The following is a 26,286-nucleotide window of genomic DNA, read 5'->3' on the forward strand; positions in this document are numbered from 1 at the left end:
AAGCATTTTAAACTCAAAACTCAGAATTAAACAGGCGCTACTCTAACAAAACTTTTGATTGATTACCCCTCTTCCCTGCATCAGTACTGCCCACCAAAACTCAAGTTTTTAGGAAAACGGCTATGACTACTACGCTATCTATGCCCAGTTTTCTAGAGTCGAATCTTGGTCAAGAAGCAGAAGACCTTCTGACTCACAAAGCGAAGATTTCTAAAGATTTACTGCATCTGCCAGGGCCTGATTTCGTAGACCGAATTTTTGCTGCTAGCGATCGCAACCCGCAAGTGCTGCGGAGTCTCCAGCAACTGTATTCAACCGGGCGTTTAGCCAATACTGGATATCTTTCCATCCTGCCAGTAGACCAAGGCATCGAACACTCAGCGGGTGCTTCTTTTGCACCCAACCCGATGTATTTCGATCCTGAGAATATCGTCAAACTCGCGATCGCTGCCGGTTGCAATGCCGTTGCTACCACGCTGGGCGTTTTGGGCATGGTTTCTCGCAAGTATGCCCACAAAATCCCCTTCATTCTCAAGATTAACCACAACGAACTGCTCACTTACCCCAATCAATTCGACCAGATAATGTTTGCCTCTATCGAGCAAGCATGGAATTTGGGGGCAACTGCGGTCGGGGCAACGATTTACTTTGGTTCAGATCAATCTACCCGCCAAATTCAGGAAGTCAGCCAAGCTTTTGAACTCGCCCACGAATATGGGATGGCAACCATCCTTTGGTGCTATCTCCGGAATAACGCTTTTAAGCAAGACAAAGACTATCACCTGGCAGGGGATCTCACGGCTCAGGCAAATCACTTGGGCGTGACCATTCAAGCAGACATCATTAAACAAAAGCTGCCTGAATGCAACAACGGATATGCTGCGGTTGCCAAAGCCACAGGTCAAAGTTACGGCAAAACCCACGATCGAGTTTACACCGACCTGACGACCGACCACCCGATCGATCTCACCCGCTACCAGGTGCTAAATTGCTACTCTGGTCGCGCTGGATTGATTAATTCCGGAGGTGCGTCAGGTAAAAACGACTTTGCCGAAGCAATCCGCACCGCCGTCATTAACAAACGGGCTGGGGGTACTGGATTAATTTCCGGTCGTAAAACCTTCCAGCGTCCGTTTGAGGAAGGAGTGAAGCTATTTAACGCCATCCAAGATGTTTATCTCTCACCAGATGTAACCATTGCTTGAGCGCCGGGTCTGTTTATCCAGATCCATAAGCGCCAAAGCGTGTTTTCAAAGAACCTCTAAGGTACAACGACACTAAAATGGAAAACTTTGTGTTTCCTGAGTGTCTTTGTGCCTTAGTGGTTAATTGTCAGGATGCAGGTAAAAACAAGGAATTCGTTTAAAAAGTAAAAAAAATGCCAACCTGGAGCCTGATTGCAGGCTACTCTGAAAGACTAGAGAGTTACCAAGTGCGAACTGGCAAGTCAGCGCAACGCGATCGCACAAGCTAAGTTACTTTGGCAACGGCTCTCTAAGTTAGTCTCAAGAGTGGGGTAAGGATGAAGCTGGCAGCACGAGTGGAGCAAGTACAGCCTTCTTTAACATTGGCGATCGCAGCTAAAGCCAAGGCGATGAAGGCGGAAGGAATGGATGTTTGTAGTTTGAGTGCTGGGGAACCGGATTTCGATACCCCGACGCATATCAAAGTCGCTGCCCAAAAAGCGCTAGACGAGGGCAAGACCAAGTACGGGCCAGCGGCGGGGGAACCGAAGTTAAGGCAAGCGATCGCTCACAAGCTACAAACTGATAATGGACTCAGCTACATGGCTGAAAATGTCATCGTTACCAACGGTGGCAAACATTCCCTCTATAACCTGCACATGGCGCTGATTGAGGCGGGGGATGAGGTGATTATCCCCGCTCCCTACTGGCTCAGTTATCCGGATATGGTGGTTCTAGCGGGTGGGACTCCGGTGATTGTGCAGACAGATGCCTCCACCGGCTATAAAATTACGCCGGAGCAACTCCGCTCATCTTGTACCGAACGGACGAAGCTCTTTGTCCTCAATTCCCCTTCTAATCCCACCGGCATCGTCTATACGCCAGCAGAGTTGGCAGCATTGGCAGAGGTGGTGGTGGAGAAAGATATTCTGGTTGTCTCCGATGAGATTTACGAAAAGATTATCTATGATGGAGTGCAACAGATTAGTATTGGTTCGCTGGGACCAGAGATTTTTGAGCGCACCCTCATTAGCAATGGGTTTGCAAAAGCTTACTCAATGACGGGTTGGCGAATTGGTTATCTCGCGGGTCCCGTAAAATTGATTAAAACAATGAGTACCATCCAAGGGCACAGCACCTCGAATGTGTGTACTTTTGCACAATTTGGCGCGATCGCTGCCTTGGAAAGTTCTCAAGAGTGCGTGGAACAAATGCGCCTCGCCTTTGCCGAACGGCGACAGGTAATGTTAGAGCGTCTCAACGCCATTTCTGGACTCAGTTGTGCCAAGCCTGACGGTGCTTTCTATTTGTTCATTAATATCGGCAAGACGGGTTTAACTTCTCTAGAATTCTGTGATGCTTTACTAGAATCTCAGCAAGTTGCTGCCATTCCAGGGATTGCTTTTGGTGCCGATGACCACATCCGTTTATCTTACGCGACGGATATGACCTCGATTGAGAAAGGCATGGACAGATTAGATAAGTTTGTGCGATCGCTAGTTTAGTCCAGAGCTGGGGAAAACGATCTCGTCACTCACTAACTGAACAAAATTGGTAAAGTAGCACCCGCGATTCTTAGGGTTTCTGGGATGCTACTTTGCGATCGCTTTGTCTAAAATTGGCCACGAGCACAATACAAAGAAGCTGCTTCTTGTGATTTGCATCACATAAGCGGAAGATTGCGATCGCATTTATTGAGATTGCTGTCACTCAATCGAATGCGACTTTAACTCTTATTGATTAGTTTCATCACTCATAAGGTTGATATGCGTCACTTTTTTTGTAGACAGCTATCACTTATCCCGACAGAGATTGCAGTGCATAGTAAGAATTAAGATACAGAATTTCACAAGCGGAGATAAATAAAATGTTAGTAACTTCCAATTTTATATATTCTCACAGCCGTTACTATGGCGATGTAAAACCAGAAAATTTAGTTTTTAATGCAAATCTACAAGAATTTGCTCAAAAAGCAACTTATATCAGTTGTCTGGCAAGCAATGGCAAAATTCCTCTAGAGAAAGCTTTCCAAGACCTTGAAATGCTTTGGAAACAGTTAGAAGCTTCAAAAAAGCAGCTAGGTGTAGGCGAATATCCATTCCAAGCAGAAGGAGAAAACACTTAGTTTTAGTATCGGTGAAACTACCTTCACCGATACTACAAGCACAGGCGAGAGCGTTGCGCTGACTTGTCAGTTCTCAGTCTTAAAAAACTGCTTTTTTACTTTAGCTTCTCGTAGGCAGCTAAAATAATTCTTTCTGTTTCCTCCCAATTAATACATTTATCTGTTACCGAAACACCGTATTTTAATTCTTCTAATTGGCTAGGAATGGGTTGATTGCCTTCGTACAAATTTGATTCCAGCATCATGCCAACGATAGAAGCATTCCCCTCCAATATTTGTTGAATAACATTTTCAAAAACTGCTGACTGTTTTTTATAGTCTTTATTTGAATTTCCGTGACTACAGTCAATGACAATTTTTGGAGGCAAATTAGCTGCTTTTAATTTTTCCTCCGCAATTTTTACATTTGCAGCATCAAAGTTAGGCTGTTTGGCACCGCCCCGTAGAATAATATGACCGTAAGCATTTCCTTTCGTTTTAAAAATGCTCACCTGTCCCGTTGCATTAATCCCTAGAAAATGGTGAGGTTTTCTAGCTGACTCCAGAGCATTTAAAGCGACTTGAACGCTACCATCAGTACCATTTTTAAAACCTACTGGCATTGAAAGTCCGCTTGCCATTTCGCGGTGAGTTTGCGATTCGGTTGTGCGTGCCCCAATTGCAGACCATGCAATCAATTCGCCAATATATTGTGGGACTATAGGATCGAGAGCTTCTGTAGCAGCAGGTAATCCCAATTCAGTTATTTTAATTAATAAACTCCGTGCAGTTAATAAACCCTTTTCTATGTGGAAAGAATCATCCATATCCGGATCGTTAATTAATCCTTTCCATCCCACGGTAGTCCTTGGTTTTTCAAAATACACTCTCATGATCAGCAGCAGCTTATCGTTTACTCGATCGGAGAGATTTTTTAGCCTATAGGCGTATTCTTCAGCCGACTTTATATCATGGATAGAACAAGGACCAACTACAATAAATTTTCGACTATCTTTCCCATCTAGGATATCCTCTATTTCATTTCTAAAGTTTAAAACGGTTTTTTCTGCCTCATCTGTTAAAGGTAATTTTGATTTAACTTCATTTGGAGTTAAGAGAATATGCGATTCTTCAATATGAGTGTTGAATAATTGAGTTTCCATCGGGTATAATTCCTGGTTTTTGTATGCGTTAGGGATTGAAGTCCAAGTGTAATGTTATAGACAGGGTGAAAAAATTCATCTAACTTAGATAAAAAAATTAATAAAAACGCTAAACCCTAGCTGCAAGGATTCCCCGAAGCACATCTTAGGGAAGCGATCGCTACCTGGATGCACCCTCATCCAAGCTGAGAGCGATCGCTTCCCTGAATCTATCCGGGTTGCTAAACATCTATTTCAGCAACGGCAACTCCTCATCGATTTCCGCGATTTCTGCTGAGATGCTTGGAGTGCTAGCCCTCTCAGGTAGTTTTTCATGTGTTTTAAATCAACGAGTTTATCTTGTGTAGATTTCCTGTTTTGCCCTTACCAAGGGATACCTTTCAGCAACCACTGTTGTTTTTCGAGGCATAAGGCACAGATAGAATCCTCGATCTCTAGTAAAGTCGGTAATATCATTTCGTTTGTCCTGCCAATTTTATTATATTCAATCGCGATCCGGCGCTCGTGGCACTCTCATCATGCAAATATAAGAAAGCGCGATTGCCCTACATACTGACAACCTATCTTCTATTCACTCTAGCTTTTCGTACTCAATATTTATGTATAAAAAAACTCACGGTGTTATTGCTGCTGGACATCAAAAAACAGCCGAAGCTGGAATTGAGATGCTCCAATTAGGGGGGAACGCATTTGATGCAGCGGCGGCTGCAATCCTAGCCTCTTGCGTTACCGAAACTGCCCTGACATCTGCGGGGGGTGGTGGGTTTCTTTTAGCCCATACTCAGGATAATCAAAATACTTTGTTTGACTTCTTTTCTCAAACGCCACGTCAGAAAAAAAGTCAGGAAAATCTTAACTTTTATCCAGTTGCAATTAATTTTGGCGATGCAGTCCAAGAGTTCCATATTGGGCTTGGTTCAATGGCTGTCCCAGGAAACCTCAAGGGGGTTTTCCACGTTCATCAAAAATTAGGTAGATTACCTTTTAAGGTGGTTGCTGAACCGGCAATCCGTTATGCAAAAACGGGTGTCGAACTAAACGATTTTACCTATTACTGTTTGACAATCCTCAGCCCCATGCTGCTTGGCTCTAAAGAGATGCAGCAGGTTTTTTCCCCAGAGGGGAAACTTGTCCAGCCTGGAGGAACAGTTTTGATGAGTGATTTTGCTGATACGTTAACTTATTTATCTGAAAGTGGAATTAGAGAATTTTACGAGGGTGAAATTGCCCAACGCTTAGTCAAGGATTGCCAAGATTATGGAGGTTATTTAACCTTAGAAGACCTTAATAATTATCGAGTAATCGAGAGAAAGCCTCTGGTGATGAATTACCGGGGGAACACCTTCTTAACCAATCCTCCACCCAGTTCTGGCGGCATTCTGATTGCTTTTGCTTTAGAACTGCTTTCAAAAGTTGATTTAACTAATATAGAGTTTGGCAGTTCTGGCCATTTAGGAATATTAGCTCATGTGATGCGCCTAACCAATGAAGCCAGAACGGATAGATATGACGCTTATACTCATACAGAAGAGATTGCCCAAACTTTCTTATCATCTGAACATTTGGCTATTTATGAAGATCAATTAACTGAAGTTGTCAATAAATGGGGAAGCACTACTCATATCAGTGTGGTTGATAGCGAAGGTAATGCGGCGAGTGTTACCACTTCCAACGGAGAGGGTTCTTCTTATGTGATTCCGGGAACTGGGATTATGCTGAATAATATGCTAGGAGAAGCTGATTTAAATCCGCATGGATTTCATAACTGGGAAGAAAATACGCGGATTTCTTCAATGATGGCTCCGACTATTGTACTTAAGAATAATCAACCAGAGATTGTTTTAGGTTCTGGTGGCTCGAATCGAATTAGAACTGCAATTTTACAAGTTATTTCTAATATTATTGATTTTAAAATGGACGTTGATGCAGCAGTAAATCATCCTCGCGTTCATTGGGAAAGTGATATTTTTAATCTTGAACCTGGCTTTAGCGAAGAAGAACTTAAAAATCTGATGCTTCCAGGTAGTAATGAATTGATTTTTTGGAAACAGAAGAATATGTTTTTTGGTGGCGTTCATAGTGTCATGGAAAATTCGGAAGGATTAATAACCGGCGCTGGCGATCGCCGTAGAAGTGGAGTCATCGCGACCTGCTAAAATTGCCTCTATCGCCACATTTCAAATCCGCGCAATCCTTCTGGCGTTTCGTACTCAACCGCCACCGCTTTCACCACAGCAGCAGGTGGCCCTTTGTGACACCATTGAATTACCTCTTCAACATCTGCCTCGCTTCCTTCAAAAACAGCTTCTACACGCCCATCGGGGAGATTCCGCACCCAACCGTTGACGCCTAGCTGGATTGCTTCATCCAACGTTGAGAACCGAAAACCAACTCCCTGAACGCTTCCTGAAACGATTACGTGGGCGCGGATTTGCCCCGTCGGGGGTGATGAATTCTGCATCTATTTTTTCCTGTCTACGACAGCTTTTAAGCTCGAAAGTATTGCCTGGGTTCATTTTAAGCAGGAATGGCGTCAGCTATTGAGCTAACGCCATTTAATTCTTTGGCAGATTGTGTGGATGGTTAATCCAACCCAACCATTTTAATCGTCGTCATCATCGTCATGGTGTTTGCGGCGATGGCTGTGCTTATGTTCGTCATCATCGTCGTCATCATCATCGCGATGTTCACTACGATATCTATCTTTGCGATCGTCATCATCGTCATCATCATTTCCGTCACGATACCTATCGCGATCGCGGTATTCCCGATCTTCATTGCGATCATTGCGATCGCGGTACTCTCGATCTTCATTGCGATCGCGGTACTCCCGATTTTCATTGCGATCGCGGTACTCCCGATTTTCATTGCGATCGCTATACTCCCGATCTTCATTGCGATCGCGGTACTCTCGATCTTCATTGCGATCGCTATACTCCCGATCTTCATTGCGATCGCGGTACTCCTGATCTCGATCGCCTCCTTCCCTATTCAAACCGGGTATGTTTCTGAACATATCGCCGATTCCCATAATGTCCCTCCAAAGTTAAGTTGAGAATTTCTTTTATTAAAGCTGTCGTAATTCTAGAAGTTTGTCACAGGAATTTGGTCAATATCTCTTCCAACAGGTAGAGCTTCTCATCCAGAAGAAGCTTCGCAAACTTGCTTAACAATATGTTTTTCAACACCAAGGGTTCAAAGGTTTACGCAGACATACCCAGAGTTTAAACTTTCCCGTATGTACTTCTTGTGCTACCTTTTTTCTTTAGGTGCTTTTTTATTATATTGGCAATTTTTGCCCTTTATAAGAAAGTTTTATAAAGTCTTATCGTCCATGACACTGAAACATTACTGAACTTCACGAAAAAGCTATCGCTAGTATAATTTTATCTTCAAAAAATATCTGCCTGAGGAAATATTTTTAATGGTTAACGTATATATGAGTAATGTGCCAGCTATCGCAGGGCTATTTGAGCTTTCCGTAGATGCGATCGCGCTTACGCCAAGCCTGGGAATTGTCTCTCGCTTAATTACAGCCGCCTCTACAGCTCCTGATGCCAAAGCGTGGCTATATTCTGCTGCTTTGGTACTGATATATACCTTAATTTCACTACCTATTGGATTCAAATTTGGTTTTTTAAAACTTGATGTAGAAACATCCTGGGAAATGATTATTGGTGTAATGGCGCGTTGTCTGTTGTCTCCCGCCATATCTGAAGAGTTATTTTTTCGGATCTTACTACTTCCTCACCCTACAGAAAAAGCTACCCCTACTACTCTATGGCTTTGGGGAGGTATTAGTTTAGCAATGTTTATCATCTACCATCCGCTAAATGCCGTAACTTTCTATCCCGATGGACTCCGAACTTTTTTTAATCCAGTTTTTCTATTCTTGGCAGCACTTCTAGGTGTTATTTGTACTCTTGCCTATTTTCAAAGTGGCTCTCTATGGATGCCCGTGGCAATTCATTGGCTAATTGTGGTGGTTTGGCTACTTCTATTGGGAGGATATAAAACCTTAAACTCGTAGCATTTTTGTCTTGAATGTTTATCAAAATTATTCAAACAGTATGTAGATTTAATGGGCGAGCGCTTATAATAATGTTCGTTAATCTTAGGTATTTTATGCGAAATTTTAAAATTGTTTGTTTATGGCGATATTCAAATTATTATTGCTAGTATTTAGATTGGAATAAAGTTTTTGTGATACAATAAGTTTAATAAAGAAGAACTTGTCTACTAATAATAGTCTTCAAAATTTATATTATTTAAGTCAATTCAAAGCGTGCCAACGTTTAGTCAGTAAAATCTAATCCTAATTTAGATAAAAGATAGATAAAAAAATGGGTGTAAAACCTTGACATAAGGCATTTTTTCAGCGTGGCGCTAGAACAAGCCTCAAACTTTTGCTCTTTTGCAAAGTCTCCGGAAATTTAGCCTGACTGCGGTAGTCTAGTTAGGCTTGTCGTAGCTTAAAACAGAAGCTAAAGGGTGTTCTGCTTGGAATATAAGGTATCGCTATATGAAACAGTAGGAGAGATTCGATGACGCTGCAAGGCTCCCGTGTAGATAGGCGTACAATTCGCCAGTCAATTGCGAAAAGTCTAGCAAAAATCATTCAACTGCTAAATAAACAGACAATTCTGGTCTTGACACTCCTATTGTGTGCTGGAGTAGCGGGAGCTTTGTGGAATATGTCCCATCTCTCGTCAAACCTAATTCAATCACAAGCACTTCAGAATGCAGCCTTGTATGCCCAAGCGATAGAGGAAGCACGCACTCTCTACAGCTCCGAGATCCTGAAGCGGATAGAAGCAGTTCCTGAAATCACCATTACCGACAACTACACTGCTCTAGAAAAGGCAATTCCCGTACCAGCGACATTCTTGATAGAACTCAGTCACCGCCTCGTTCAAAAAAACCCTGGGATGTCAGTCCGACTTTATAGTGAGTATCCCTTTCGCCAGCGGCAAGCGACAGGTGGCCCCAAAGACAATTTTGAGTGGGAAGCGCTTCGCGCCTTGAGGCAACATCCCGATCGACCCTTTGTTCGCTTGGAGAAGTTTCAAGGGCGTTTGTCATTGCGATATGCACAAGCCGATCTCATGAAGGCTAGCTGCGTTGCTTGCCACAATACTCACCCGGATAGCCCTAAAAAAGACTGGAAAGTAGGGGATGTTCGAGGGATTTTGGAAATCTCCAGTCCTCTGGATGAGTTCATGGCAAAAACTCATGCAGGACTGCGAGGAACTTTCGTAATGTTAGCGCTCCTATCTCTATTGGGGCTGTTAGGAATTGCTCTGGTGATCGGCAGGCTGCGCCAAACTTCCAAGGAGCTAGAGTTGCGCGTCATCGAACGCACGGCGCAATTGCGGGAGTCAAATCAGCAACTGACGGTAGAACAGGAGAAGTCTGACAACTTGTTACTTAATATCTTGCCAGAGCCGATTGCCAGACAACTCAAAGACGGGCAAAGTAACATTGCCGATGGATTTGCTGAAGTGACGATTTTATTTGCCGATCTGGTTAACTTTACTCAGCTTTCAGAAAAGATATCACCGAAAGAACTTGTCTGGTTGCTGAACGAAATTTTCTCCGGGTTCGATCGCCTCACCGAACGGCATAACTTGGAGAAAATCAAGACAATTGGCGATGCCTATATGGTGGTAGGAGGTCTTCCCGAACCCCGACCCGACCATGCAGAAGCGATCGCCCAAATGGCAATCGATATGCAAAAAGAAATTGACCAATTCAACGCCAAACATCATCAAACACTCAGTATCCGCATTGGCATTAATACTGGCCCGGTAGTTGCTGGAGTTATCGGCACTAAAAAGTTCATCTATGACCTTTGGGGGGATACAGTGAACATCGCCAGCCGGATGGAATCCCACGGATTGCCAGGTGAAATTCAAGTAACGGCTACAACTTACGAATACTTACAGAATCGATATGCGTTGGAGCAGAGAGGCTCGATTCATGTCAAAGGCAAAGGAGAAATGGAAACTTACCTTCTAAAAGGGAGAAAGCGTGAGGTTTCCCTTACTTAATGACTTGGCGTTTTTGAATCACTGCCTGCCGAAATCCCAACACAATCAGAATATTAGAAAGCGTCAGAAAAACCTCTGCGCCACCGTGCAGCCAATCGACATTTGCTAAGGATTCCCCATAGGCAACTTGGGCATAAATTCCAGCCGGAATTGTGACGCCCACAAAAACCAAGGTCATGTAGAAACCAATTAAAGCTAAACGCGGCATCTGCCCGCTTCGCGTCAGAAACCAGAGAAAGCCTAAATAGGGGAATAGAGAGAGTGCAAAAAGGGTTTCTTTAGACATTACCGTGATTTTGGAGAGATAATTGGCGCATCGTCTTTTTGATTAGCCACGGGTGATGAACGCCAAATCCACCAAGCAGCCGCCAAAAGGGTGAAGTTACCCAGCAAAGTCATCGCCGCCTGAAGCGTCACCAGCCATTCTAAGGATTTTGGGTTGTCAAAATAGTGCCAAGTGCAGGCACACATGGCACTAACTAATGCGGGTAGCATGGCAAAGGATAATCCCCACCAAGCCCGATTGCGAGTCACTTCGCCGTAGATCCAGATTAACCAAATGGCGGCAATCCACTCGATGACGCTGGAAACGTGAATAATCCAGGTAGGAATTGAGAGTGCGTGCATAAAGAAGTTTTTGAGGGTTGAGTTGGAAGTTTTGAATTAGAAGTCTTAACTCAACCCGTGCTAGGCACCGCTTCGCTAACAAAATTCAAAACTCATCACTCTTTTTCTTATAGTACCGCTCAGTTTTGCTGGTAAAGTTTGAGCATGGGACAGATTCGAGCGGTTTTGTGCGGATATTATGGGCAAGGCAATGCAGGCGATGAGGCATTGCTGGCATCGCTGCTGCAAATGTTACCGCCTTATGTGACGCCGATTGTGCTTTCTGCGAACCCTAAAAAGACGCGCGATCGCTATGGTGTAGAAAGTTGCTCTCGCAAAGCTTTTTTCCCAGTGCAGCAAGCACTCCGCAAATCGGATGTTTTCATCTGGGGCGGCGGGAGTCTGATGCAAGACGCCACCAGTGCCCTAAGTCCCCTCTACTACGCGGGATTAATGGGATTAGCCCAAAAGCGGGGCTTAAAAACCATTGCTTGGGCGCAGGGAATTGGCCCTTTAAACCGCAATTTGACTCGCTGGATAACGCGAAAAGCGATCGCGGGTTGTCATGCTGTCAGCGTGCGCGATCGCGCCTCTGCTGCCCTACTGATGAATTGGAAAATCCCCTATATCCAGGCCCCAGACCCGGTTTGGGCGTTAGACTCGAAGCCAGTGAAGGGACTGTGGGATTTACCAGCACCCAGAGTCGCCGTCACCTTGCGATCGCATCCCCAACTAACTCCCGCCCGACTTGACAACTTAACTCGCGCCTTAATTGACTTTCAAAAAGCTACTCAGACCTGCATTTTACTGGTGCCATTTCAAGCAAGTCAGGATCTGGCGATCGCTCAGTCAATTCAACCGCAATTACCCGGTGCCAGTCATATTTTTTCTCTCAAAGACCCTAGAGAATTGAAAGGATTATTCCAAGGCGTCGAAATGGCAATCGGGATGCGCTACCACAGCTTAATTATGGCGGCAGCACAAGAATGTCGCTGTTTTGCCCTCAGCTACGACCCCAAAGTTAGCTTGCTGATGGAAGAACTCAATATGCCAGGGTGGGACTTAACTCAATTGCCTGACGACCCCAACTTAATTAGTCAAACTTGGTTAGAACACTACGTCAACGGCGACCCACTCTCACCCCATCAAATACAATCTTTAGTCGATCGGGCACTGATGCATCGGGATTTGTTGAGTGATGCTTTAGGGGCAAAATAGTCCTGTCGGAGCGCAACGCCTTCTGCCCTAAGTTTGAAAAGTATTATTGTGGGGCTAACCTTTGCCAATCGCGTGCCAACATCCCGTAAACAACCAAATCTACAAAATGGTCGTATAACCAACAAGCTTGGCGAAGCGTTCCTTCATTGGTAAATCCTAGTTTCTCTGGAATCGCTCGACTTTTAGAGTTCTCCACGGCAGCGCGAATTTCAACTCGGTTCAGCTTCAACTCAACCAGAGTATGATTTACCAAAGCGCGACACGATTTAATCATTATCCCGCGTCCTTGGAAATTCTCGCCCAGCCAATACCCAATGCTAGTGGCTCGATTTTCCCAATCAATTTCGTGACATCCAATTGCTCCTGCCATTTTGCCCTGATACCAAATGCCAGCATGAAATCCATTATTGGCGGCAAATTGTTTCAATGCAGCCTCAATGAAAAACTTGGTATCTTCAGGACTTTTCGAGCCATCAACCCAGGGAAGCCATTCCCGTAGGGAGGTGCGACAAGAATCAACCAAAGCATAAACTTCTTGTGCGTGTCGCACCTCAAGCAATTTGAGTTCGATTTCCTCGTCGATGCGAAATTTGAAAATGGTAGAGTGACTCCGAGAGCGTCGTGGAATAATCTTATTAGAATTATTGCAATCTAGGCGCAACTAAAGCTGTGAATTGATAAAGCTACAGCCAGTCCATTCCAAGCACCCATGACCTTCTCTTAAATCAGAGCAATGAGTGAAGCTGACACCCCCCAAGAAGCTAACCAGTCCCAGTCCTTCCCCCAATCAACCGATTCTCCAATGGACGATCCTGTGGAAGATCCGGTGAAGGATGAAACAGATCCTAACCTTGATCCTGTACAGGAGACAGCACCGGCACAGGACGAAACTCTCGTGGAAGTAATAGAAGTCGTCAGCTTAGTGCATCGTTCACCCGCGCTAGTAGACGATGAGGCGAATGCCGCAAAGACAACTGATGATGGGGATGGGGTGCATCGGGAAAAGTCTGAGCCGCTTTCATCGCCAGCAGAGGCGGGAAATTTGTTTCCACTGTTGGCGGAGATGCGTCAGCGCAATCGGGACTTAGTCAGCCGAGTGAATCACCTAGAGAAGGCACTGGGGGATTGTCAGGAGGCGTTGCAATTGCAAAGACAGCGATCGCAAGCTCAAGAAAATATCCTCACCTCTACAACCCAGGAACTCAACGGGACGCAAGAACAAGTCACCCGGATGTTCCGAGAACTAGAATCGTCTCATCAAGCTGCCCAGCGCCAACAAATCTTAATTGAAACCGTAACAGAACAGCTGGAAAACAGCCAAGAACGCATCGCCCAGCTAGAACGGGAATGTGCCTTCACCCAGCAACGCTATAACGAACAATCTCACGCGCTGTTGCAAAGCGAAAATACAATCCGCGAACTCCGTACCCGTTTGCAACGCCAGCAGCGCCAAACCCTGCAATTCAAGTCGGCGTTAGAAAAGTGTCTGGAAATGCCTCCCCCCACCCAAATCGAACCAGATACCAGACCTTCTCCCACTTGGGCGCATCGCCATCTTAAAAACGCCCACGATTCTCAATCTCTGCTCCCCAAAGCGCCGCCTATTCAACCTTGGTCAGCGCAACCGGCATTTCAGGAAGACCCCGCCCAGAATGAGGAAGATTGGGAGATTTCAGTACCATCTCCGGCTTATGCACCGATTACAGAGCCAACTGCCTTCGTTTCGAGGGAATGGGAGCCGTTAGAAGAAATACCCGCCTCTGAGAGCCTCGAAGCCACCGATGAAGAGGAGATATGGCAATGGGGAATGCTAGACTCAGACTCCGATCCGCTCATGGATGATTTTCTCATGCCCCCTGAGCTGGAAATCTCTGGTAACGACGATTTCAGCGATGAATTAGCGATCGCTTCTACCCAGGAAAGTATCGCGATTGAGAACGAACTGGAAGACCTGCTGCTGGCTGTCAGTTTCGAGCCAGATGAGAACGATGAAGCTGGAACGATCTATGCCCTAGAAAATGCCGAATCAGCTTCTCCTGCCTCGTACATCTTTGAGCCTTCTGAACCAGAGGCAATCTGGTCAGAAGATGCGAGTGGAGACAATGCTGAGCAAGAAGAGGAGGTAATATCCCGCAGAGAATTTCCGGCTGCTGTGCCCACCCAGCGCCCTGATGCCATCCCCTCCCAACCAAACTGGCCTTCCCCTCTGCTTTATCCGACACGTCCCCCGAAAGGGCGGAAATCCTTGGCGTCGATAGAATTGCCAACGTTTCCCAGAAAAACTGGCGCGTAGAAATTAAAAATCAGGACTTACGCATTGAAAGCTTGAAATCTAGATCCCCCTAGCCCCCTTAAAAAAGGGGGCTTTTCCGGTTCCCCCTTTTTAAGGGAGATGCAAGGGGGATCTCGGCGTAAGTCCTAAAAATACAAAATTAAACATTTTAATTTTGCATTTTTAATTTTTAATCGCGACTCGCTCGGAAGACGTTTGCCTCTGCTCTTTCCGCGTAGAAAGCTGATGGTTCTTTTGAGGACGCCCCATCCCAGCAGTGAGGGCATAGCTCTGAGCCAGCAGCCATAACCACAAAGCAGGATAGTGTTCTTCTAGTGAAGGTTGTAGACGCCGGAGGGCACCCGGAAACCAACCCCCCAGCAACCAAACAACTAGGGCATGAAGTGTAAAGCTGAAATAGCTGCCCAGCCAGCGGAAGATATCTTTAGCACCGGCGAGTTGCCAAATCCATAACAGCAAAGCTGGATTGATCCAAGCGGCTTTTAGCGCCAGTCGATTGAAGGTTAGCCAATTCACTCGGTCTTTAATAAATGTGTCTGCCACCTCTGGGGGTTCTGTCGCCAAAAGCCCGAAAAAGGTATTCAGCATCGAGTTAATTCGCTGCGGCGGTAAGTAGGTGCCGGTGGGAACCATCATGCCCTTAGAAAAAAGCCAGGTAACGGAGACGTTGCTTTGATAAGCGCGAATCTGGTTTAAGTGATGGGCTTGGAGCAAGTCATGTTTGAGGGCGGTATCGAGAAGGTTGGTTAAACGGGAGAGATTGCGAACCAGGGAACCAAAGCCGGTAAAAACGAGGGGAGATTGGAGAGAGGCGGCATCGCCAATGCTAATTAGCCGATCGAAAGCAACCGTGCGATCGCGACTTCCAACACTAAAGTGACCCGGAATATACCCAAATGTCGGTTTTTTCCACACCAGCTTCTCCATATCGCAGCGGCGATACTCCGGCAAAATGTTGAAAAAATCTTCATACATTTCTAATAACGAGCCGGGGTTATCGGGATGCACTTGATGATAGTGGAATAAGTAGAAGGTCACTTCTTCACCTTCAGCGGGGAATAACTCCCAAATCAGCTGCCGTCCCCGCGAAATATCGCCGTGACTGTTCAGCACATCCCCGTATTGGGCATCCCACACCCCCTGCTCAAACCCGCTGGCAATCACAGCCCCAACGGTTGGGCAAACACTATCAAAAGTGCGACCCCCATTCAACTGCCACGCAATCGGCGAAGCAGTGCCCATCGCATCTACTAGCAGGCGTCCGCTAGCTTGGCGCTGAGCTTGGCTGGGCAGATGTTTCGCTTGCACGGTAACTTGCGATCGCTCAATATCCGCTCGGATAAACTCCGTCTCATCCCAAATTTCCCCGCCCGCTTTGGTGAGTTTTTCCCCACACAGACGCAGTAGTTTTTCGGCGTCCAATCCCACATTCAGCACCGTTGGGGTATGCAATACCTGTGCTTTTAGCTTGGGTGGATTATTGGCATCAAAGAATTTGTGAAACCCGTCTACATACTCCGCGGCAATAATGCTTTCAAATTCCGCCGGGGTAAATAAGCCTAAATCAATCAAGCTTTGAAATTCATCGCGGGAAATGTTCCACTCCCGGTTCATGCGCCCGAAAGGGAGCCGTTCCAGCAATAGCACCCGGTAGCCGAGTTGAGCCATGACAGCAGCGTGGATGATCCCCAAGGCACCACCTACATAAATCAGGTCGTAGGAAGAGGACTGAGGACTGAGGACTGAGGACTGAGGACTGAGGACTGAGGGCTGAGGGCTGAGGGCTGAGGGCGCTTCGCCTTCCCGAAGGATGGACTGAGAGGGGAGGGAGGAGGAGTCAGTGAAGGCTTCATCTCCCTTTTGATTCCTGATTTCCCTGTCTCTTCGGAAGATAACCTGCGCTGGCTGTTTCGGATTGCGAACGCTCTCGCGCCAACGTTTCTCCCACCAATAGACGCGATTCAGGTCATATTCCCCGTTCGGCATTTTTTGAAAGAAGCGGACGGTTTCCGGGTAATCATAAGCCAAAGCTTCAAAGATAGATTGCTTTGACAAATCAATTGTCGGTGGTTCTGGATATTGTTGGGGAAACCGGCTTCTCAGATTCGAGGTAAGTTGTTTCAGAATCTCTCTTTCACCGGGGATAGCCTGCTGTGCCCAACGGAAGACCTTCAGATACGTGGTTCGCTGCACCGACCAAATAAAAATTGAGAGTTCGGGTTGCGGAATCGCGGGATTTTGGGTTGTATCCGTTTTCTTAAGACTCTCAGGATTGGGAAATTGCAGTCTGATACCGTCAGGCGTGAGCATTTTCTCCCCTGCTCCTGGATCGTACTCTTGTTGCAACCAGGCACGGACGGCGGCTGTATCCGGGGTAGGAACTTCTAAGTAAAGTATTTCTCTCATATTGGCGATCTGCATTAGGGAACCTATTCCTGAGAAAGACAGAGTGAACCGGGGTCAAAGTGCGCTAAACTTCCGGATACGAATTGCTTAGAATCGATTAAAAAACTTTACACAATTCTCATTTTCTTAATGTACAGGGGTGCAACTGTTGGACGGGCGGGGAACCGCTCACGACGAAAGCCCTGAGCGATGAATCCTTTAAACCCGCCCATAGACTATGACCTACGCCATGAATTATCCCATCCCAGCCAGTCCTCAAGAAATTGTCGCCTTACGGCAAAAGCCCGTTGATGAAGAATTAGTGGCAGCAGCGATCGCTGGAGTCGTTCAAATCGCCCGTCAAGAGGGGCAGTCTTTAGACGAATTAACCGCTCAAGTGCTAGAAGAAGATAGTCTGCTGGATCAGGCACAAAGACACTGGCTTAGCGACATCGTTGCCCAAGCTTGGGCTAGCCTCTAGCAAATTAGAACCGCCAGATCATGCGCGAAATTGCCAAGCGAGTTATCTCCGCGTTGCCGCAGTGGTGGCAATCGCACATATTGCCCTTGTTATTTACGATTCCAGCAGCGGGTCTATTCGTTGCTGCCCTAGGGATGTGGGGATTTGCCCAAATTGCTGACGAAGTTTTAGACAAAGAAACACAAGCCATTGATACGGCAATTTTAGTGGTTATCAAAAGCCTGCACGCGCCGCTGCTCGATCGGCTAATGCTGGGATTCACATTTGTGGGAGAACCCACGGTGTTGCTGGTCATTTGCTTGGGCTTCGGGATTTGGCTGTACCGAGACGGTCGGCGAGGGCAAGCCATAACACTTGCGATCGCTGGAGTGGGTGCGGTTGGCTTAAACTATTTACTCAAAGTGGTATTTGGTCGCGCTCGTCCGGCGCTTTGGGATCGGGTCATTGATGTGGGTCAATACAGCTTCCCCAGCGGTCATGCGATGATTTCAATGGTTGTTTACGGCGCACTTGGCTATTTACTGGTCAAGCAGTTGAGTAAATGGCACATAGCGATCGCTAGCGGGACACTGCTATTGGTTACGGGTATTGGCCTGAGTCGGCTTTATCTTGGCGTCCATTGGCCTACGGATGTCGTCGCTGGCTATGCAGCAGGGATTGTGTGGTTGATGACCTGTATCCTCAGCCTAGAAATTTGGCAAGAATATTACAAGCCAGCCCGTCAAAAAACGCCCGTCCCTAACGAAGAAGAATCCAATATCGCTAACCGCAGATAAGGGAAAACACACCTAAATCAGGGCGTATAGGAATGAAATTAATGAGCAGCAAAGTCTCGGACATCGCAGTAAAAACTATCAACGGTGAAGACAAACAACTTTCCGAGTACGGCGGAAAGGTACTTTTAATCGTGAATGTCGCTTCCCAGTGCGGCTACACGCCTCAGTACAAAGGATTAGAGCAGTTAAACCAAAAGTACCAGGATCAGGGATTGCGCGTTCTAGGATTCCCTTGCAATGACTTTGGAGCGCAAGAACCCGGTAGCAATGAAGAGATTGTGAATTTCTGCACGACCAACTACGGCGTCAGCTTTGAGATGTTTGACAAAGTTCATGCCAAAGGTCAAGAACAGCATCCGCTGTATGCTCGGCTTACCAGTGCAGTACAGCCTACGGGAAATGTTTCTTGGAACTTTGAGAAGTTCTTAGTCAGTAAGCAAGGTGAAGTCGTGGCTCGATTTAATAGCAGTGTGAAGCCAGATTCACCAGAATTGATTGCAGCGATTGAGCGGGAATTAGCCCAGTAAGTCAAGGAATTTATGTCTGTCCAGAATTTGTTAAACTTAACCGTTCAAGAAGCACATAAAATCCTCAAAGTTTTCGACTGCTTAAGGATAGATTCCAGTGAAGATGCACCGGATAAAGATTCAATTCGCCAAGCGCTACTTTTGGTAACTGAGCTTTCTGATAACCAAATACTAGGGGTTTGTGCCGATACAACAGAGCAAGGGATTAAAGCTTTAAAAACCTATGCAACGGCTTTAGGTTATGAAGTCAATAAAAATTTAGCGCCGATTGATGGCTCTGTTTATATTAAGTTTAACCCTAAGACTAACTTGTGTTATCTCAATCCGTACATAGGAGAACATCGCGGAGTTTTGGTATCCTGCCAGTCTGCGAATGAAGACGGAATTAACGAGATGTACGGTCATTTACCCCTAGATTTATTTACATCGGGATCTTCATGAACGCTGCAATCATTGGCTGTGGTTATGTGGGTAAGGCAGTTGCCCAATATTGGCGTCAGGAGTTAGGATTTACTGTCACCGCAACCACAACTTCTCCCGAACGAGTTTCAGAATTAGAAGCAGTTGCCCAACGAGTCGTCCTTGTAAAAGGTGATGATTTGGCAGGGCTACAATTGGTGTTGGAAGATCGGGATACTGTACTGCTAAGTATTGGAGCAAAAAATGCCGATGTTTATGAAGAAACTTATTTAAAAACTGCCCATAGCTTAGTCTCAGCCTTAAAACAAACTCCTTCAGTACGACAGCTAATCTATACGGGGAGTTATGCTGTCTACGGGGATAAAAATGGGGAATGGGTGGATGAAGAATCACCCGTTGCACCGGCTAATAAGAATGGTCAAATTCTCTGCGATACCGAGCAAGTATTGCTATCAGCATCCACTGAAAATCTAGGCGTTTGCATCCTCCGTTTAGGCGGGATTCATGGGCCAGGTCGTGAATTATCCAAAATATTCAGTCGAGTTGTTGGTACAACTCGCCCAGGAAATGGCGAAGACACAACAAATTGGATTCACCTAAATGACATTGTTGCTGCTATCGAGTTTGCCCGCAAGCACAAATTCCAAGGAATTTATAATTTAGTAGATGATGCACATTTGACTTATCGAGAACTTCTTGACCGCGTGTGCAAGCAACATAATCTACCCAATGTTTCTTGGGATGCATCCCAGAAAAGTGTTCGACCTTATAATGCGCGAGTGTCAACTCAGAAGCTAAAAGCAGCCGGGTTTCAATTGAGTCATCCGGAAACAATATAGCAATCTTATTGGAGTTATGAGATGCCATCGGTTCAGATTCCCGACTTCTCTAAGAAGTCGGGAATCTCGGCTTCACTGTATGCAAATTTCCAGCTTTCCCGTTTAAAGTGGGCTAGGGGATTTAAGCTTGTACAATTCACCCTTTGATTCCTAAACTCCTTTAAAAAGGAGAACAAGAAAAAGGTAATTGTTAAATTTTAAATACTATGAAATACGCACAATAAACCCTGAACGATGAGTTTTGTATGCTTACCGAATCTTCTCGAATGCAGGCGGTGCAGTCGCCAATTATTTCCGTTGTTGGGGAATTGATTCGTAGCTGTCCGGGAACGATTTCCTTGGGACAAGGCGTTGCTTATTATAGCCCGCCGCCTGAAGCGATCGCGCAACTGTCCGATTTCCTGGCAGATCCAGAGAATCATAAGTACAAACCCGTGCAAGGTATCTCGCCGTTGCTGGAGGCGATCGCTCAAAAATTAAAATTTGAGAACGCGATTGACATGAATGCTGAGAACTGCATTGTAGTCACTGCTGGCAGTAACATGGCGTTCGTGAATGTGGTGTTAGCGATCGCGAATCCCGGCGATGAGATTATTCTCCAAACGCCTTATTACTTCAACCAAGAGATGGCAATTACAATGGCGGGTTGTCGTCCGGTTCTGGTCGCGACGGATGAGAATTATCAACTCCGTCCGGAGGCGATTCGGCAAGCAATTACCGAAAAAACGCGGGCAGTTGTGACAATTTCACCCAATAATCCCACGGGAGCCGTGTATTCGGAAGCTTCATTGCGGGAAGTGAATCAAATTTGTCGCGATCGCGGCATCTATCACATCAGCGATGAAGCCTATGAATATTTTACTTACAACGGCGTGCAGCATTTTTCCCCAGCAGCGATTCCAGACAGCCACCCCCATACAATTTCCCTCTTCTCGCTGTCTAAAGCTTACGGTTTCGCATCCTGGCGCATCGGGTATATGGTGATGCCGAAACACCTCCTCATCGCCGTCAAGAAGATTCAGGATACGATTTTGATTTGTCCCCCGGTGATTTCCCAGTATGCCGCATTCGGGGCATTACAAGCGGGAGTAGGCTACTGCAAGGAAAAGCTAGAAGCGATCGCCTCTGTGCGAGAAATTGTCCTCAACGAATGCGATCGCATCCAACATTTATGCACCATTCCCCCAGCAGATGGAGCTTTTTATTTTCTGCTGAGAGTCCATACAAAATTGCCTGCAATGGACTTGGTAGAAAGACTGATCCGCGAACATGGTGTCGCGGTTATTCCAGGTACAACCTTTGGCATGGAAGACGGGTGTTATCTGCGCGTTGCCTATGGTGCCCTGCAAAAAGAAACCGCAGCCGAGGGGATTGGGCGATTCGTGAGGGGTTTGTCAGCGATTTTAAGCGCATAATCGTCAAGGGGGCATTTAGCGAAGAATTACACCTTTTTGCCATGAATTGCAAGGAATATTGACGGAAAGCATGAATAGCCAAGAAAAATCCTCTTTAATTGTCGGCTGCTGGCAACTCGACGATCGCAGTTGGAAACGAATTCCAGAAACCGATATTGCCCGTGCTTTGGATATTTACTTAGCGCTGGGTACTACTCATTTTGATACCGCAGACATCTACGGACGCAGCGAAAGTGTTCTCGGTCGCTTGCTCAAAGGAAGCGACTGCACCATTTTGACCAAAGCCGTCTTTTTCGACAATATTCCGAATCCAACACAAATTCGCAGCAAAATTGAGAATTCTCTCCGCAATTTGCAGCGCGATACTCTCGATTGCGTACAAATCCACTGGCACAATCCAGAATTAGATTTTGCCTCTACTTTTAGGGTGTTCGCAGAACTTTTAGAACAAGGTAAGATTCGCAAACTTGGCGTTACTAATTTCAATACGCCAATGTTAGAAAAAGCTTTGCAATACGCCACAATTAGCACTCATCAAGTGCAATACAGCTTAATTGACCGACGCGTAGAAAACTCAATGCAAAGTCTATGCCTCCAGCATAATATTGCTTTGTTGTCCTACGGTTCTCTAGCAGGCGGCTTCTTGTCGGATAAGTTCCGGGGCATCTCGTCACCCCCCAGCGAAGGCTCTCATGCCCGTGGCTTCTACTACAACAGTATGATCCGCGCCCACGGCGGCTGGCAACCTGTCTTAGAGATGCTAGACACGTTGGCACAGGTGGCAAAAAAATATGAGAAAACAATTTCTCAAGTAGCTTTAAACTGGGTTAAGCAGCAGCCGGGTGTTGCGGCTGTCATCTCAGGCTTTACTCAAGATCGTCAGCAGATTCAAAAGAATGTAGAAGCTTTGAGTCTTCAACTAGATAAGGACGATCTGCAATTGCTTTCTGCTCGTTCATCTACCCTATTCAAACAACCGGGAGATATTTATTCTTACGAGCGATAGATGAGCTGAGCTTTGCCAGGAGGCACTGTTAAGTTAACTCAAAATTTAGCTCATCAACCCAAAAAATGAGCAAAGTGCATCCCATTTTTCTAAAAACAAGCCTACAAGCTGAAACCTGCTTTCATCAGGCTTCGTTTGTATATCCGCGATTTTAGCCATCAGGAGTTTTTACTCTGATTGGGATGCTCCTAACCCTAATTGCTTTCTGGATAATTATGCAACCCTTGTCTTCAACTCAAAATCTACAAATTTCTGCAACTGAAACTGTAACTCCTACGCAGTTTTACACTTGGAAAAATTATCGCTGCGCCTACGAATTTCATACCGCAATTAATCCAAATACAAATGATGGGACTCCCCTCCTATTAATTCATCCCATTGGTGTAGGATTATCCCGAAAGTTTTGGCAGCGATTCTGTCGAGAATGGTATGAAGCGGGTCGCCGGAATCCAATTTATAATCCAGACTTACTGGGATGTGGTGAGAGCGATATGCCTCATGTGGCTTATAGTCCTCTTGATTGGGCACAGCAATTGCAACATTTTTTGCAGACTGTAGTTCAAAAACCTGTAATTGTAGTGGTTCAAGGGGCTTTGCTGCCGGTAGCAATTGAGTTAGTTCGTCTAGAAACGAATTCTAATTTTATTCGAGGCTTGGTGCTGGCTGGCCCTCCCGCTTTGACATTACTTGCTAAACCTAGAGCAAATTGGCGACAAAAACTTACCTGGAATCTGTTAGACTCTCCTTTTGGGAGTGCCTTCTATCGTTATGCGCGGCGCGAACAGTTCCTACGTTCTTTCTCAACTAAACAACTCTTTGAAAAAGCTGATTCAGTCGATCGGGAGTGGCTGCAAACTTTGGAGAAAGGTGCGACAGATCCAAAGACTCGCCATGCTGTTTTTTCCTTCCTAGCAGGGTTTTGGCGGCAAGATTATCGAGACGCGATCGCATCTATCTCTCAACCCACTCTAGTAGTCGTCGGCGACACGGCATCCAGCATTAGTCAAGCTGGCAAAGGTGAAACTCCCGATGAACGCTTGGCTGACTATCAGAAGTCTTTACCTAATGCTGAGGGTATCAAAATGTTAGGTCGTAATGTTCTACCCTATGAGTCAACAGTTGAATTCGTCAATGTAGTTACCAATTTTGTCGCTAAACATTCTTAATTAATTACATCAGAGGATGCTATCTAATGTCCGATGCAATAACGTCTGAAATAAGCGATCGCATTTGCGCTCACATGAACGACGATCATGCTGATGCTGTCGTTCTTTACGCCCAAACTTATGGTAATTCTCCCGATGCTGCAAAGGCAGAAATGGTTTCAGTAGATCCAGAAGGTATGAATCTCATGGCACAAGTCAAAGGTTCGGATGTGCCGATACGCATTCACTTCGATCATATTCTCAAAGATGCCGAAGATGCTCACCATACGCTCATTGCAATGGTGAAACAAGCGCGTTCTCATTCAAAATAGTACCAAAAAGAACGTTGAGTAGGGTGGGCATTGTCCACCTTACTTCTATGCTCGTAAAATTTAAACTTGTTGATTAATCTGTGACTTATCTAGTCCCTCTTTTATCCAGGTAATGCACTCTTGTTCAGTTCCAAATATTTTTGGCGCGGCAACATTATTTAAGTTATCAGATTTATAATGATCGTAAAAATATTTACTTGCTAATTGATAAACAATAATCAAATTATCTTGATAAATGTATCTGTTTTTAAAATAATCGTTTTGGCTAACAACATCTGAATTCTCATCTAGATGTTCTTTGGCTGCCTCAATAATCGTATCAATGCAACTTGAATAAATACCAGCCGGATTTTCCAATTTATGAAATTTACCTTTATGCCCTAATTCAGAAAGTAAACTATAAGAGTAAATATTTTGACCATCCGCTATCCCAAAAACAAATGGGATGATCAGATATCCTTTATAAGAGACTGAATTTTCGTAGAGTAACCGACTCATTTTTATCCTCCGTACTGGCTATTTCACTCTTCATTTCTTCAAAACGATGTATTCTTTTTTAAAAAAATTTTATTTTTCGACTTTTTCATATACGTCAGCGCGATCGCACTCAATAATCTTCCCTGTAAATACTCGTGTAGCGGCAAGTTTAACCAAATTGCCACCTAAAAATATGGCAACAAAACCATCTGTATCTTTAGTAAAAACTGACTTAATTGCTAGTTCCGAAATATTGCAAGCATTCGCACAAAAATTATTCAGATTTAGCAGTATCTGGCTGAAAGTAAAGAGCTGATTTATATAACACTTGTTCTTGGTGGGTTTCTAAAGTGCAATCCGACAGCGGATAAGCCACACAGGTAACAGTATAACCAGCCTCTAGTTCTTTTGGACGTAGAAATTTTTGTTCGCTTTGGTCTACTTCACCACTCACCAACTTGGCGATACAAGCCGAACATTCCCCTTGCTTACACCCAGAAGGTAATCGAATGCCCGCATCTTCAGCCATATCTAGAATATACTGATCGTCTGGCACGGAGATGGTACGGTCAAGCGCGATCGCTGGATTTACCAGCCGGACTTGATAAACTGCCATTAAAACGACTCCTTTAAAACTCGTATCCTCTGTCAAGCCAATAGTGCCAGTCTGCGAGTGCTTCCAAGGTTTCGCTATCAGCATCAATCGGTTCTATTTCTGATAAACGAGCCGAGAACGTATCTTCACCTGTAGCATCTTTGTAAAGCACTTCCACAAACATATCGTGCAAGCATTCATCTTCTGATGACATTTCCACTACCTCAACTTCTTTGCCTTCAGGTGAGGATGATTTGCCTCCCTTTCTCACCCACTTAGCTTTAAAGGGGAAGTTGAGATTATCGTTAAGGTAGTAGTACCATCCCATCGCCTGTTCTTCTTCGTCATAGGCATCGATGATTATTTCCATGGCAATGCGATTCTCTCGGATTTCGTCTTCCTCAACGTTAGGCATAAGACATTAGCTCCGGATAATTAAACTTTGAATATAATAAATCTTTCGAGCGATCGCGTCCTCAATTCTCCTCAACAATTGTCGTCACGATGCTCTATTTGCTGTCTTACCCAAGCGCGAAAAGACCGAATCATGGGGATTTCCCCAATTCTTAGACTTTCTTCCAGAAACCCTGGAATTTCTGTTGTTAAGGGTAGATTTGCAAAAGTAGGAGAGACAGTGCAAGGAACATACACTTCGTCTCGCAATCGATAAATTTGCATCACAGGTTCGTCATAACGCCAAACTTCCGGAACACCTAAAGCCAGATAAATTGAAAGTCTGTCAACCGAAGCGCTGGTATAGTCCACCTCCACTGCTAAGTCAGGAGGTGGGTCAATCGTTAAGTCAATATCCCTTTTCTGTCTGATTAGCGGTTCATTTTGAATATAAAAGCAAGAATCCGGTTCAACACCCCGCTGTAAGTCTGGACGCTTACAAGTGAGAGATCCAGCACTTCTGAGGTTGAGGTTCAGTTCCTCAGCTAAAGCGAGAACCAAGTGTTCCAGCAGTCTATTGTTATGCTCATGAGGCATCAGAGGAGTCATAATTTCCAGCGTTCCGCGATCGTAAGCCAGCCGAGTGTTACGATCTTCCCCCATCTCTGCAAGTATTGTTTCAAACGTTTGCCAACTGATGTTTTTCAGTACAACTCTCCCTTGAGTGGTTTTCGCTGTCGTCACCATAGGACTTAACCCCGTGTTTTCTACCAAGATATCAAGTTGAGTGAGTAATGAGGATGCGATCGCTCTCCAATGAGGAGGAAAGAGGGCTTCCACGAAGTTATAGTCAAATGACAAATACCGGATGTTCCTG

At 45.3% G+C, this 26,286-nt stretch carries 28 protein-coding genes; 17 read left to right on the forward strand and 11 right to left on the reverse strand.

What is annotated here, in order from left to right:
* Positions 1–122: 122 nt before the first annotated feature.
* The 3 genes from NC997_RS07435 (at position 123) to NC997_RS07445 (ending at position 3,309) form a co-directional block, all read left to right on the forward strand.
* A complete protein-coding gene (locus tag NC997_RS07435) occupies positions 123–1,205 on the forward strand; it encodes a class I fructose-bisphosphate aldolase (protein WP_190429513.1) in 1,083 nt (360 codons plus the stop codon).
* 317 nt (positions 1,206–1,522) lie between these two features.
* A complete protein-coding gene (locus NC997_RS07440; RefSeq protein ID WP_190439299.1) occupies positions 1,523–2,689 on the forward strand; it encodes a pyridoxal phosphate-dependent aminotransferase in 1,167 nt (388 codons plus the stop codon).
* Positions 2,690–3,051: 362 nt separating this feature from the next.
* Positions 3,052–3,309 (forward strand): hypothetical protein, encoded by a 258-nt coding sequence (locus tag NC997_RS07445; protein ID WP_190530251.1) that lies wholly within the window; start codon positions 3,052–3,054, stop codon positions 3,307–3,309.
* 95 nt (positions 3,310–3,404) lie between these two features.
* Here the strand turns inward: NC997_RS07445 and NC997_RS07450 are convergent, their stop codons facing one another.
* The gene (locus NC997_RS07450; RefSeq protein ID WP_190530253.1) at positions 3,405–4,451 is read right to left on the reverse strand and encodes a 3-deoxy-7-phosphoheptulonate synthase; all 1,047 of its coding nucleotides are present in this window, start codon (positions 4,449–4,451) and stop codon (positions 3,405–3,407) included.
* 599 nt (positions 4,452–5,050) lie between these two features.
* Here NC997_RS07450 and ggt point away from each other — a divergent pair.
* Complete coding sequence (ggt, locus tag NC997_RS07455) at positions 5,051–6,607, forward strand: gamma-glutamyltransferase (RefSeq protein WP_190530255.1); 1,557 nt, start codon at positions 5,051–5,053, stop codon at positions 6,605–6,607.
* Between the two features lie 8 nt (positions 6,608–6,615).
* Here ggt and NC997_RS07460 read toward each other — a convergent pair whose 3' ends face one another.
* Positions 6,616–6,912: an acylphosphatase gene (locus NC997_RS07460; RefSeq protein WP_190530257.1), complete on the reverse strand. Its 297-nt coding sequence runs from the start codon at positions 6,910–6,912 to the stop codon at positions 6,616–6,618.
* Between the two features lie 141 nt (positions 6,913–7,053).
* Positions 7,054–7,482: a polyribonucleotide nucleotidyltransferase gene (locus NC997_RS07465; protein ID WP_190530258.1), complete on the reverse strand. Its 429-nt coding sequence runs from the start codon at positions 7,480–7,482 to the stop codon at positions 7,054–7,056.
* Between the two features lie 393 nt (positions 7,483–7,875).
* Here NC997_RS07465 and NC997_RS07470 point away from each other — a divergent pair, with 393 nt between their 5' ends.
* Together NC997_RS07470 and NC997_RS07475 are read left to right on the forward strand one after the other, a co-directional pair.
* Positions 7,876–8,481 carry a CPBP family glutamic-type intramembrane protease gene (locus tag NC997_RS07470; RefSeq protein ID WP_242031516.1) on the forward strand — a complete coding sequence of 202 codons (606 nt, stop codon included), beginning with the start codon at positions 7,876–7,878 and terminating at the stop codon, positions 8,479–8,481.
* Positions 8,482–8,995: 514 nt separating this feature from the next.
* Positions 8,996–10,501, forward strand: coding sequence for an adenylate/guanylate cyclase domain-containing protein (locus NC997_RS07475; RefSeq protein WP_190439279.1), 1,506 nt, complete (start codon positions 8,996–8,998; stop codon positions 10,499–10,501).
* Here the strand turns inward: NC997_RS07475 and NC997_RS07480 are convergent.
* Both NC997_RS07480 and NC997_RS07485 read right to left on the reverse strand, forming a co-directional pair.
* Positions 10,494–10,787, reverse strand: a complete 294-nt coding sequence (locus NC997_RS07480; protein ID WP_190410606.1) for a DUF3593 domain-containing protein — start codon at positions 10,785–10,787, stop codon at positions 10,494–10,496. The two genes, NC997_RS07475 and NC997_RS07480, sit on opposite strands and share 8 nt — an antisense overlap.
* On the reverse strand, positions 10,787–11,128 hold the full coding sequence (locus tag NC997_RS07485) for a DUF2499 domain-containing protein (protein WP_190530260.1): 342 nt from the start codon (positions 11,126–11,128) through the stop codon (positions 10,787–10,789). The genes NC997_RS07480 and NC997_RS07485 overlap by 1 nt, the downstream gene beginning before the upstream one ends.
* 144 nt (positions 11,129–11,272) lie before the next feature.
* On the opposite strand from NC997_RS07485, the gene csaB reads away from it, so the two are divergent.
* Positions 11,273–12,325, forward strand: coding sequence for a polysaccharide pyruvyl transferase CsaB (csaB, locus tag NC997_RS07490; protein WP_190530262.1), 1,053 nt, complete (start codon positions 11,273–11,275; stop codon positions 12,323–12,325).
* 43 nt (positions 12,326–12,368) lie between these two features.
* Here csaB and NC997_RS07495 read toward each other — a convergent pair whose 3' ends face one another.
* Entirely contained in the window at positions 12,369–12,923 is a 555-nt protein-coding gene (locus NC997_RS07495) for a GNAT family N-acetyltransferase (RefSeq protein WP_190530452.1), read from the reverse strand.
* A gap of 135 nt (positions 12,924–13,058) precedes the next feature.
* Here NC997_RS07495 and NC997_RS07500 point away from each other — a divergent pair, with 135 nt between their 5' ends.
* Entirely contained in the window at positions 13,059–14,618 is a 1,560-nt protein-coding gene (locus NC997_RS07500) for a hypothetical protein (RefSeq protein WP_190530264.1), read from the forward strand.
* 162 nt (positions 14,619–14,780) lie between these two features.
* Here the strand turns inward: NC997_RS07500 and NC997_RS07505 are convergent, their stop codons facing one another.
* Positions 14,781–17,024, reverse strand: coding sequence for a flavin-dependent dehydrogenase (locus tag NC997_RS07505; protein WP_190530266.1), 2,244 nt, complete (start codon positions 17,022–17,024; stop codon positions 14,781–14,783).
* Positions 17,025–17,253: 229 nt separating this feature from the next.
* On the opposite strand from NC997_RS07505, the gene NC997_RS07510 reads away from it, so the two are divergent.
* From NC997_RS07510 to NC997_RS07550, 9 genes are all read left to right on the forward strand, one after another.
* A complete protein-coding gene (locus NC997_RS07510) occupies positions 17,254–17,484 on the forward strand; it encodes a hypothetical protein (protein ID WP_190429539.1) in 231 nt (76 codons plus the stop codon).
* A 20-nt stretch (positions 17,485–17,504) separates the two neighbouring features.
* Complete coding sequence (locus NC997_RS07515; protein WP_190530268.1) at positions 17,505–18,260, forward strand: phosphatase PAP2 family protein; 756 nt, start codon at positions 17,505–17,507, stop codon at positions 18,258–18,260.
* Between the two features lie 41 nt (positions 18,261–18,301).
* The gene (locus tag NC997_RS07520) at positions 18,302–18,787 is read left to right on the forward strand and encodes a glutathione peroxidase (protein WP_190530270.1); all 486 of its coding nucleotides are present in this window, start codon (positions 18,302–18,304) and stop codon (positions 18,785–18,787) included.
* A gap of 12 nt (positions 18,788–18,799) precedes the next feature.
* On the forward strand, positions 18,800–19,228 hold the full coding sequence (locus NC997_RS07525) for a DUF1824 family protein (protein WP_190530272.1): 429 nt from the start codon (positions 18,800–18,802) through the stop codon (positions 19,226–19,228).
* On the forward strand, positions 19,225–20,046 hold the full coding sequence (locus NC997_RS07530; protein WP_190530274.1) for an SDR family oxidoreductase: 822 nt from the start codon (positions 19,225–19,227) through the stop codon (positions 20,044–20,046). Before NC997_RS07525 ends, NC997_RS07530 begins: the two co-directional genes overlap by 4 nt.
* 245 nt (positions 20,047–20,291) lie before the next feature.
* Positions 20,292–21,461, forward strand: a complete 1,170-nt coding sequence (locus NC997_RS07535) for a pyridoxal phosphate-dependent aminotransferase (protein WP_190530275.1) — start codon at positions 20,292–20,294, stop codon at positions 21,459–21,461.
* 70 nt (positions 21,462–21,531) lie between these two features.
* Positions 21,532–22,467 carry an aldo/keto reductase gene (locus NC997_RS07540; protein WP_190530277.1) on the forward strand — a complete coding sequence of 312 codons (936 nt, stop codon included), beginning with the start codon at positions 21,532–21,534 and terminating at the stop codon, positions 22,465–22,467.
* Positions 22,468–22,682: 215 nt separating this feature from the next.
* A complete protein-coding gene (locus tag NC997_RS07545) occupies positions 22,683–23,633 on the forward strand; it encodes an alpha/beta hydrolase (RefSeq protein ID WP_190530279.1) in 951 nt (316 codons plus the stop codon).
* A 26-nt stretch (positions 23,634–23,659) separates the two neighbouring features.
* Complete coding sequence (locus NC997_RS07550; RefSeq protein ID WP_190410617.1) at positions 23,660–23,944, forward strand: DUF2470 domain-containing protein; 285 nt, start codon at positions 23,660–23,662, stop codon at positions 23,942–23,944.
* A gap of 60 nt (positions 23,945–24,004) precedes the next feature.
* Here the strand turns inward: NC997_RS07550 and NC997_RS07555 are convergent, their stop codons facing one another.
* The 4 genes from NC997_RS07555 to NC997_RS07570 form a co-directional block, all read right to left on the reverse strand.
* Positions 24,005–24,442, reverse strand: a complete 438-nt coding sequence (locus NC997_RS07555) for a hypothetical protein (RefSeq protein WP_190530281.1) — start codon at positions 24,440–24,442, stop codon at positions 24,005–24,007.
* A gap of 253 nt (positions 24,443–24,695) precedes the next feature.
* Positions 24,696–25,037, reverse strand: a complete 342-nt coding sequence (locus NC997_RS07560) for a 2Fe-2S iron-sulfur cluster-binding protein (protein ID WP_190410620.1) — start codon at positions 25,035–25,037, stop codon at positions 24,696–24,698.
* A 13-nt stretch (positions 25,038–25,050) separates the two neighbouring features.
* Positions 25,051–25,431, reverse strand: coding sequence for a calcium-binding protein (locus NC997_RS07565; protein ID WP_190530283.1), 381 nt, complete (start codon positions 25,429–25,431; stop codon positions 25,051–25,053).
* 71 nt (positions 25,432–25,502) lie between these two features.
* Positions 25,503–26,156 carry a Uma2 family endonuclease gene (locus NC997_RS07570; protein WP_190530453.1) on the reverse strand — a complete coding sequence of 218 codons (654 nt, stop codon included), beginning with the start codon at positions 26,154–26,156 and terminating at the stop codon, positions 25,503–25,505.
* Positions 26,157–26,286 lie beyond the last annotated feature (130 nt).

The organism is Trichocoleus sp. DQ-A2, from assembly GCF_039961915.1.
Taxonomy (GTDB): domain Bacteria; phylum Cyanobacteriota; class Cyanobacteriia; order Cyanobacteriales; family FACHB-T130; genus FACHB-T130.